Below are 2,374 nucleotides of genomic sequence, written 5' to 3' on the forward strand. Positions count from 1 at the left end.
AGGAAGGTCACCAGGAAGCCGATCGACCAGAGCATCGGTGTCTCGAAGGACAGCGACCCCCGCCACATCGTGCCGATCCAGTTGAAGAACTTCACACCGGTCGGTACCGCGATGAGGAATGTCATGAACGAGAAGAACGGCAGCAGCACGCCGCCCGTCACGTACATGTGGTGCGCCCACACGGTCGCGGAGAGGCCCGCGATGGCGATCGTCGCGCTGACCAGGCCGATGTAGCCGAAGATCGGTTTCCGGCTGAAGACCGGGATGACCTCACTGACGATGCCGAAGAACGGCAGGGCGATGATGTACACCTCGGGGTGGCCGAAGAACCAGAAGAGGTGCTGCCAGAGCAGGGCCCCGCCGTTGGCCGGGTCGAAGACGTGCGCACCGAACTTCCGGTCCGCCTCCAGCACCAGGAGGGCCGCCGCGAGGACCGGGAAGGCCAGCAGGACCAGCACAGCGGTCAGCAGAACGTTCCAGACGAAGATCGGCATGCGGAACATCGTCATGCCGGGGGCGCGCATGCAGATGATCGTGGTGATGAAGTTGACCGAGCCGAGGATGGTGCCGAAGCCGGAGAAGGCCAGGCCCATGATCCACATGTCGCTGCCGATGCCCGGCGAGCGGACCGCGTCGGTCAGCGGGGAGTAGGCGAACCAGCCGAAGTCCGCCGCCCCGTTCGGGGTGAGGAAGCCGGCCACGACGATGACCGAGCCGAAGAGGTAGAGCCAGTAGGCGAACATGTTCAGCCGCGGGAACGCCACATCGGGCGCGCCGATCTGCAACGGCATGATCCAGTTGGTGAATCCGGCGAACAGCGGGGTCGCGAACATCAGCAGCATGATCGTGCCGTGGATCGTGAACGCCTGGTTGAACTGCTCGGGCGAGACGATCTGCATCCCCGGACGCGCCAGCTCGGCGCGCATGACCAGGGCCAGCACACCGCCGATGACGAAGAAGGCGAACGAGGTGACGAGGTAGAGCGTGCCGATCGTCTTGTGATCGGTGGTGGTCAGCCACTTGATGACGACGTTTCCCGGTTCCTTGGCACGGACCGGAAGCTCGTTCGCGTACGCCTCCTCCGCCTCGGCTGCCCCTGATGTGCCCGTCGTCGTCACTGGGACGCTCCTTCGATTGTCGTTCGCGGGTGGCCCGAGCACCCCGGCAAGGGGCGCCGTTTCCACCGGGACGGCCGCCAGGCCGGTCCCGCGCGCGTCACGCCAGATTCCAGGAGCAGCAAATCAGCCGCGGGGCCGCGATGCGTGTCCCGCCGCCCGCCGCCGCACGACATTCACCCGTCAGGGCGTCCATGGGAACGGGCCGTGTTCCAGACCCCCGGTCCGCCGCGAGCCGGGCCGCCGCCGGCCGAACTCCGTTGCGTTGCGTTGCCGTTGCCGGGCGGCCCGGTGGACACCCGGGCCGGGGACCGGCGGCGGGCTCCCCCGGCGCCGCTCAGGCCAGCCCGCCCGTCGCGCGGACGTTCTGTCCCGTGATCCACCGGCCGTCGTGACCGGCGAGGAAGGCGACCACGTCGGCCACGTCCGCGGGTTCCCCCAGGCGGCGCAGCGGGGTCATGCCGGCGACTGCCTCCAGTGCCTGCGGCGGGTTGTTGCCGCGCAGCAGCTCGGTGTCGGTGGCTCCGGGCGAGACGGTGTTGACCGTGATCCCGCGGGCCCCGAGTTCATGGGCGGCGACGGCGGTGAGCTGCTCGACGGCTCCCTTGCTCGCCGCGTAGGCGGAGATACCGGGGCCCGTACGCACGGTGTTGGCCGTGGAGATGTTGACGATGCGGCCGCCGTCGCGCATCCGTAGCGCCGCGTGGCGGACCGTCATGAAGACCGCTCTGGTGTTGACCGCCAGGACCTGGTCGAAGACCGCCGGATCGGTGTCCGTGAGCAGGGCCGGGGCGGGGCAGAGGGCGGCGTTGTTCACCAGGATGTCCAGCCCGTCGAGTTCCTCCTCGGCGGCCGACATCAGGCGCTCCGGTCCGTCCGGGTCCGCGAGGTCCAGCCGGACGGCCCGCACCTTGCCGCCGTCGCCGCGCACCGTGCGGACGACCTCGGCCGCCGCGTCGTCGTCGCTGGCATAGTTGAAGATCACGTGGGCCCCGTCGCGGCACAGCCGCTCGACGATCGCACGGCCGATGCCCCGTGATCCACCGGTGACCACGGCGTTCCTGCCTGCCAGCACGGCCTCTCCCCTTCCAGGGCACGGTTTGGTCCGGGCGTTCGAACCTACCGCCGGATGGGCTCCCGGGGGCCGATTACGCGGAAACTCCTCGATCCGGCGGCCTGGCGCCGGTGCCGCTCCCGGACACGGAACCGCCCCGGCCGGGAATGGTGCCGGCCGGGGCGGGAGGGGCGGGGGCGCCTGG

General features: G+C 69.8%; 2 protein-coding genes. Both read right to left on the reverse strand.

The annotated features are described in order from the left end of the window. Positions 1–1,118, reverse strand: a 1,118-nt coding sequence (locus EES42_RS33865) for a cbb3-type cytochrome c oxidase subunit I (protein ID WP_206433754.1), incomplete at its 3' end; no start/stop codon positions are given. Positions 1,119–1,452: 334 nt separating this feature from the next. After that, positions 1,453–2,190 carry an SDR family oxidoreductase gene (locus tag EES42_RS33870; RefSeq protein WP_124722026.1) on the reverse strand — a complete coding sequence of 246 codons (738 nt, stop codon included), beginning with the start codon at positions 2,188–2,190 and terminating at the stop codon, positions 1,453–1,455. Between the last annotated feature and the right edge of the window lie 184 nt (positions 2,191–2,374).

Source organism: Streptomyces sp. ADI95-17 (assembly GCF_003846175.1).
Classification (GTDB): Bacteria; Actinomycetota; Actinomycetes; order Streptomycetales; family Streptomycetaceae; genus Streptomyces; species Streptomyces sanglieri.